Annotated in this window: 7 protein-coding genes; 4 read left to right on the top strand and 3 right to left on the bottom strand. The window is 70.7% G+C overall.

What is annotated here, in order from left to right:
- Positions 1-77 precede the first annotated feature (77 nt).
- Both AB0B48_RS16515 and AB0B48_RS16510 read right to left on the bottom strand, forming a co-directional pair.
- A complete protein-coding gene (locus tag AB0B48_RS16515; protein WP_357201852.1) occupies positions 78-2,267 on the bottom strand; it encodes a hypothetical protein in 2,190 nt (729 codons plus the stop codon).
- Positions 2,264-3,055, bottom strand: a complete 792-nt coding sequence (locus AB0B48_RS16510) for a deoxyribonuclease IV (RefSeq protein WP_357201849.1) — start codon at positions 3,053-3,055, stop codon at positions 2,264-2,266. The genes AB0B48_RS16515 and AB0B48_RS16510 overlap by 4 nt, the downstream gene beginning before the upstream one ends.
- 628 nt (positions 3,056-3,683) lie before the next feature.
- On the opposite strand from AB0B48_RS16510, the gene rpsF reads away from it, so the two are divergent.
- The 4 genes from rpsF (at position 3,684) to rplI (ending at position 5,334) form a co-directional block, all read left to right on the top strand.
- The gene (gene rpsF / locus AB0B48_RS16505; protein ID WP_036391391.1) at positions 3,684-3,974 is read left to right on the top strand and encodes a 30S ribosomal protein S6; all 291 of its coding nucleotides are present in this window, start codon (positions 3,684-3,686) and stop codon (positions 3,972-3,974) included.
- Positions 3,975-4,055: 81 nt separating this feature from the next.
- Complete coding sequence (locus AB0B48_RS16500; RefSeq protein WP_181518404.1) at positions 4,056-4,592, top strand: single-stranded DNA-binding protein; 537 nt, start codon at positions 4,056-4,058, stop codon at positions 4,590-4,592.
- Complete coding sequence (gene rpsR / locus AB0B48_RS16495; RefSeq protein WP_051723758.1) at positions 4,592-4,873, top strand: 30S ribosomal protein S18; 282 nt, start codon at positions 4,592-4,594, stop codon at positions 4,871-4,873. Before AB0B48_RS16500 ends, rpsR begins: the two co-directional genes overlap by 1 nt.
- Before the next feature lie 14 nt (positions 4,874-4,887).
- A complete protein-coding gene (gene rplI, locus AB0B48_RS16490; RefSeq protein WP_145778354.1) occupies positions 4,888-5,334 on the top strand; it encodes a 50S ribosomal protein L9 in 447 nt (148 codons plus the stop codon).
- Positions 5,335-5,450: 116 nt separating this feature from the next.
- Here the strand turns inward: rplI and AB0B48_RS16485 are convergent, their stop codons facing one another.
- A complete protein-coding gene (locus AB0B48_RS16485) occupies positions 5,451-6,995 on the bottom strand; it encodes a hypothetical protein (protein ID WP_357201845.1) in 1,545 nt (514 codons plus the stop codon).
- Positions 6,996-7,047 lie beyond the last annotated feature (52 nt).

Below are 7,047 nucleotides of genomic sequence, written 5' to 3'. Positions count from 1 at the left end.
GGGGAGCCCGCCCGGCGCAGGGATCAAGCCTGACCGCCCGGAGCCGGGCGGGCTCCCCCGAAAACCCGCCCCAAGGCTCACAGGCGGTAGACGACGGCCTCCCCGACTTCCTGCCGGCTGATCCCGAGCGACTCCACCGGCGCGTCGATGGTGATTTCCCACGGTGTGCCAGCCACCTGGCCGCGCAGCAGCACCACAGTGCGGACGCCGAGCGTGCGCAGGTAGTCGATGCTCGTCTGGTCCGGGAACGACTGGCTCACCCGACGGACATCGTCGAGCTGGCGCGGTGTGAAGCCGCTCCCGCCGTTGACCACGTCGGGGAACCCACTGGTCGACCAGAGCATCACGTGCTGGTCCAGGCTCTGATTGCTGGGCAGCACCAGCATCGGCCCCTCCGCCGAACGCATCGCCGCCGGTTGGGTCGGCACCACCGGGTGTGGGGTGGTGTTCAGGCCCTCGACGGTGACCAGCAGCAACGGCAGCAGGGTGGCCATCCGCAGCCACGGCCCCGGCCACGACGGAATCCGCTGCGCGGTCAACTCGCGGACCCGGTCGGTGAGCGCGGTGACCGCGCCCGCCGCGAGCAGGCCGAGCAACAACGTGGTCCAGAGCATCAACCGCCCGGGGGTACGCAACGCGCTCCAGCCCGGCAGGTACTCGAAGAGGGGAACGTAGGTGAAGGTGCCGTCGAAGAAACGGGTGCCCATGGCGAAGACCATCGTCAGCAGCACCCCGGCGAGCAGCAGCAGTCGGTGCCGCAACCGCCAGACCGAGAAGAACAACCCGCCCGCGGCGAGCGCATAGAGCACGAAGCCCGGCAGCAGGGTCATCTCCGGGTGCCACGGCAGCGCTGCCCGGGCACCCTCGTGCAGCCCACCCCAGATCCGCGACTCACCGGGCGCTGTCACGAAGCCCGACGCCGGTGGCGAGAAGAGGCTGATGTCGCCGATGGTGCGCTCGGCGTACGGGTGCAGCTCGGTCACCTTGAAGAACGGGAACGCCATCAGCAGACCGACGCCGGCGAACAACACCCCGCCGAGCACGTCGGCGGCGAACAACCGGCGACCGAACGGAACGGCCTGCCCGGTGCGCAGCCGCCGCACGATGAAGAGGACGGCAGTGACCAGCACCGCACCAGCCAGGAAGTACGCGAACGGCAGCCCGATGCCGAAGCCGAGGCTGAGTTGCCAGGCCGCCACCAGCCAACCCGCGTAGACCCAACCGTCGTGCCGGCGCTCCGGCCGGTAACCGTGTCGCAGCGACCACCCGTGCCCGCGCGCCAGCATCGCCAGCGCCAGCGGAATGCCCCCGTTGGAGAGCACGTGCAGGTGCCCGGCCTGAGCCAGCAGCCACGGCGCGTAGGTGTAGCTCACGCCTGCGACGGCCGCGCCGATCCGGCCGGCCCCGAGCTGTCGAGCCAGCGCGTACGCCCCGAGCGTGGCGAGCGCGTGCGCCAGCACGAACATGATGTTGTAGCGCAGCACGGCGTCCTCGGGACCGCTGCCGAGCATCCCGGCCGGGGCGTACCCGAGGAGCGTGTCGGAGAACGCGAAGCTCCACAGCTCGGGGAAGAACGTGTTGGACTGCCACAGCCGCGCCGGCTCGGCCAGCAGGATGTGCCCGGACCAGGCCATCTGCCAGGCTTGCAGGCTCGGGTCCCAGTAGTCCTGCGGAAGGGTGTAGCGCGGATAGCGCAGCGTCGGCCAGGTCATCAACACGGCCAGTGCCAACGCGCCGAGGGCGGCCAGGGTCCACTCGTGGATCAGGAACCGCCCGACCGCCCGGCCCGCCCGACTGAAGATGGAGGGCCGTGGCTCCGGTGCGGAGGCGAACGCCTCCCAACGCTCCGGGCCGACCGGCTTCGCCTCGCTGTCGACCTTGTCCGTAGCGTCGGCGCCGTCCGCCTTCGCGTCCTTGGCCGGGTCGCTGTCCTCAGCCGGTTTGCTGGCCTTGGTCGTGTCGTCCTTCTTGGCCGCGTCGTCTTTCTTGGTCGCGCTGCCCTGCTTGTCGCCGTGCCGGGCCGCGTCCTTGCTGGCGGCACCACTCGTCGCTCGGACTGCCCCGGCGTCGCCGTTCGGGGCGGCTCCGGTCGTGTCGCCGCCGACAGGTGGGGACTGGTCCGCGGTGGTCCCGGCGGGGGACTTGTCGGAGGTGCGAGCCGGCTGGGTGGGGGTGCCGGCCGCGGCAGTGGTGGCGGGTTGACTCTCGCCGGCCGCGCCGGTGGGGGTGGGCCGCGCGTTGCCGGTCCCGGGCTGTCCGCTCGTCATGCCGCCGGGCTCTCCGCTCCGAGCTGCTCACGCAGAAAGTCGATGTCGGCGGCCTGGCCGGTCACGCCGCCCGGTGTCTCGACGACCACCGGCGCGCCGGCCGCCCTGATCACCGCAACCACCAGCTCCGGGTCGATCGTCCCGCCGCCCAGGTTGTCGTGTCGGTCCTGGCCGGAGTTGAACGCGCCCTTGGAGTTGTTGGCGTGCACCAGGTCGATCCGCCCGGTGATCGCCTTGACCCGGTCGACCAGGCCGAGCAGCTCCTCGCCGCCCGCGTACGCGTGGCAGGTGTCCAGGCAGAAGCCGACCTCGTAGTCACCGATGGCGTCCCAGAGTCGGGCGAGCGCGTCCAGCCGTCGGGCGCAGGCGTTGTCGCCGCCGGCGGTGTTCTCGATCAGGACCGGTACGCCGAAACCGCCGGAGTCCGCCGCGTACGCGAAGGTCTTGCGCCAGTTGTCGAAGCCCACGGCCAGGTCGTCGCCGGCGTTGACGTGCCCACCGTGGACGATCAGGCCCTTGGCACCGATGGCGGTGGCGGCGTTGGCGTGCCCGAGCAGCAGCTTGCGGCTCGGGATCCGGATGCGGTTGTTGAGTGTGGCCACGTTGATGACGTACGGCGCGTGCACGTAGAGGTCGACCTCGGCGGCGCGCAGCCGATCGGCATCTTCGCGAGGCTTGGGCGCCTTCCAACCCTGTGGGTCGGCGAGGAAGAACTGCACGGTCTCGGCGGACCGGGCGGCCGCCTCCGCCAGCGGGTCGGTCGAGTCGACGTGGGCTCCGATACGCATGCGAGCGAGCCTACGTCGCGCCCCCGACCGGCGAGGCGACGGCCGGGGCGGTGTCGCGTCACCGGAGGGACCGACGCTCGTTGATGGGTGTGAGCCGACGACCAGCGTCCCGGTGCCGCCAGCGGCGCGAGCGTCGTGCACGGTGACCGGCGGTCGACGGCCGACAGCGAGGTCGCCCCCGCGGCGCGGCCCGGCGCAGCGGGGGCGACCCATCGCACAACGGGTACCGAGCGACGACGAATCTCGGAATATTGTCCTTTTCCCCCCTACAAGGTATGAGTGCTGTTGTATCGTCAGATAACAACACGATAAAGCTCCGCGGGGCGTCTTCGGTCCAACCTCATCGGTGTGGTCGTTCCTCCCCAGGTCCCACCCAAGGAATGCGGACCAGACGCCCCGCGGCCTCGTAGACGGGGGTTCACCACCGACCGGTTGACGGTCGGACGGTGGGCCCCCGTCGGCTCGTCCGGGTCTGGTCCCGACCACCCCGGGCATGATCGTTGGGACCGGGTATCCTGGTCAGGTTGTCCGCGTCCGGCCGGGTTCCCTCGGCGCGTGCGGGCAGCGACACAAGACCTCCTGCCACGGAAGGACCGTGGCCGCTTAGCCCACAGGAGGTGAGCACGTCTTGCGTCACTACGAACTGATGGTCATCCTCGACTCCAGCCTCGAGGAGCGCACCGTCGCACCGTCGCTCGACACGTACCTGAACGTGATTCGGACCGCGGGTGGCTCGGTTGAGAAGACCGACGTGTGGGGCCGCCGGCGCCTCGCGTACGAGATCAACAAAAAGGCCGAGGGCATCTACGCCGTCATCGACCTGCAGGCCACGCCTGCTGCGGTGGCCGAGCTGGACCGTCAGCTCCGGCTCAACGAGTCCGTGCTGCGCACCAAGGTCATCCGACCGGAAATGCGCTAAGCCTTCCAACCCCCGGTTCGTCCGGATCAGCCTCCGCGACTCTGTCGGAGGGCTCTGAGAGCCTGTACGACGAGACGCTGAGTGCGCGAGGAGATGGTCATGGCAGGAGACACCACCATCACGGTCATCGGCAATCTGACCGATGACCCCGAGTTGCGGTTCACCCCCTCCGGGGCTGCGGTCGCCAAGTTCCGAGTCGCTTCGACGCCCCGTTTCATGGACAAGGCGTCGAACGAATGGAAGGACGGCGAGCCGCTGTTCCTCGCATGCACCGTGTGGCGGCAGGCCGCCGAGCACGTCGCCGAGTCGCTGCAGCGTGGCGCCCGGGTGATCGTGTCGGGCCGGCTGCGTCAGCGGTCGTACGAGACCCGCGAGGGTGAGAAGCGCACAGTCATCGAGCTTGAGGTCGACGAGATCGGCCCGTCGCTGCGCTACGCCACGGCCAAGGTGCAGAAGATGTCCCGCTCCGGCGGCGGTGGCGGCGGCTTCGGTGGCGGCGGTGGTGGTGGCAACCAGGGTGGCGGCGGAGGCAACTTCGACGACCCCTGGGCTTCGGCCGCTCCCTCTCCCGCGCGTGCCGGTTCGGGCGCCAATTTTGACGAGGAGCCACCGTTCTAATGGCGCCTAGCGCTCGCGATCGCAAACCAGGAGCACGTGCAACGGCCAAGGCTGCGGCACTGCGCAAGCCGAAGAAGAAGGTGAACCCGCTCGACAAGGACGGGATCGCCTACATCGATTACAAGGACACCGCGCTGCTGCGCAAGTTCATCTCCGATCGCGGCAAGATCCGCGCTCGTCGGGTGACCGGCGTGACCTCGCAGCAGCAGAGGCAGATCGCCCGCGCGGTCAAGAACGCCCGTGAGATGGCGCTCCTGCCGTACACGGCCACCACCCGCTGAGAGGAGGCACCGATATGAAGATCATCCTGACTCAGGAAGTGTCCGGCCTCGGTGCCCCGGGCGACATCGTCGAGGTCAAGAACGGCTACGGCCGTAACTACCTGCTGCCGCAGGGCTTCGCGATCGCCTGGACCAAGGGCGCGGAAAAGCAGGTCACGGTTATCAAGCGGGCCCGTGGGGCTCGCGAGATCCGCGACCTCGACCACGCCAACGAGGTCAAGGCTCAGCTCGAGGGTCTCAAGGTCAACCTGAAGGTCCGCGCCGGCGACGGCGGACGGCTCTTCGGCTCGGTCACCCCGGCCGAGATCGTCGACGCCGTCAAGACGGCCAGCGGCCCGGTCCTCGACCGGCGTCGGCTGGAGGTGCCCGGTCACATCAAGTCGACCGGCACCTACCCGGTGAAGATCAAGCTGCACCCCGAGGTGACCGCGTCGTTCAACCTGAACGTCGTTCAGGGCTGACGTCCGCAACACCACCACGAGAGCCCGCACCGAGCGATCGGTGCGGGCTCTCCTGCGTACGTCATCCAACCCGGCAACCCGGGCCACGGCCGGGCGTGCCCCGACCCGCCGACGGGTCACCCGATGGGCTGGCCCGTCACCGCGCTGATCAACACCGTGGAGAGGCCGCCGCCCACCACCGCGGCGGCCACCGCGATGGTCGCCGAGCGCCAGGTCGTACCCACCCGCCGCAGCAGCGCCGCCACCACCAGGCTGCTCACCAGGGCCAGACCGAAGCGCGGCGAACCGGCCAGGAGTGACTCCAGCGCGCGGGACCGGGCGGACTCACACCCGCCCCCGCTGATGTCGGTCACACAACCAGCCGGCGCCTGGCTGTCCAACGTCAACAGCCAAACGAAGATCAGCATCGCCGGCACCAGGTAACAGGCCGCCGTATACAGCAGAGGCCGGACGGACCCACCCGGATCCGGGTCGAGCAGGTCGTCCTCCAGGCGCCGCGCCCAGGCACCCGTGGCCGCCGACTCGACCCGGCGACGTACCGACGCCGTGCCCACCGCCGGCCGGTCCGCCCTACGTCGGGGCGCGCCCGGACGCGGCGCAGGCGCAGGCGCGCTGCGCGGCCGTGGGGCGGTGTATCCCACCACGGGCGACCGGGGCGCCGACGTGGTCGGTTCCATCCAACGCGGGTCGTCATCAGCCAACCGGGTGCCGGACCAGAAGCCGTCCTCCCGGCTCGGCCACCCCTCGGCGGCTGCCGGGCGATCGGAGCGCGGCGCCAGCGTACGGTCCCACTGGTCGTCCTCGATCGCGGACCGCTCCCACTGGCCGGTGCGGTCCGACCGCTCCCAGCCGCCGACACTTTCCACCGCCGACCACTGCCCGCTCAGGTCCCCGCTGTCCGCGCCGGCCGCCGGCGGCCACGCGTGCACGCCCGAGGCGTCCCACGGGTCCACAGCAGGCGGGTACGACGGATCCGGCTCTGCCACCTGCTCCGAACTGCGGACCCACGGGTCGGCCGCCGGACGGGACCAGGACTCCTCCGCCGCACGACGGCTACGCCGGGTGGGACGGCTCGGCTCCTGGTCCGGGACCTGCTCGCTCGGGGGGGACTCCGGCTCCCCGCCCGACCAGATCACCTGCGGACGGCCAACCGGCGCGCGGCGGGGACGCCGTTCCGAGACAGCACCAGAGATTGGCTCGTCCTCGCCGGCGTCGGCCCGTCGGCGGCCGGAATAACCCTGGTCCTGCGGACGGTCGAGCGTCCACTCCCGGGTGTGGTCCGAGTCTGGCGCCGGGCCGATCGCTGTCTGCTCCCGTCGACGCGGCTCGCTGCCCCGCCGCCGACCACCCGACGACTCGGCGGACCGTCGGCCCGCCCCGGAGATCGGCCGCTCGGGCTCGTCCTCGTCGTCGTCCGGTGCCGCGTGCCGTCCAGCGCCGTCCGCGTGCCGGACCCCTGACTCCAGCGCCCACCGGGGCAGGTAGGCGTCGACAGGCTCGTCCTGGCCGCGTTCCAACGCACGTCGACGGCTGGAGGTGCGGTAGCGCCCGTCCTCGTCGTACGGATCAACCGGAACAGACGCCGCGCGCTCACTCCACGAGGCGGTTGGCTGGCGCTCGCGCGGGCTGCCATCGCCGCGTCCCCAGTCCCGGTAATTCACGGCCGGAGTGTGACCCTTCTGAACCGAAAGCGGAATCCGCTGTCCAGGTGTA

It is taken from the genome of Micromonospora sp. NPDC049089 (assembly GCF_040648775.1).
GTDB lineage: Bacteria > Actinomycetota > Actinomycetes > Mycobacteriales > Micromonosporaceae > Micromonospora.
This window is presented reverse-complemented; position numbering and strand designations above follow the sequence as displayed.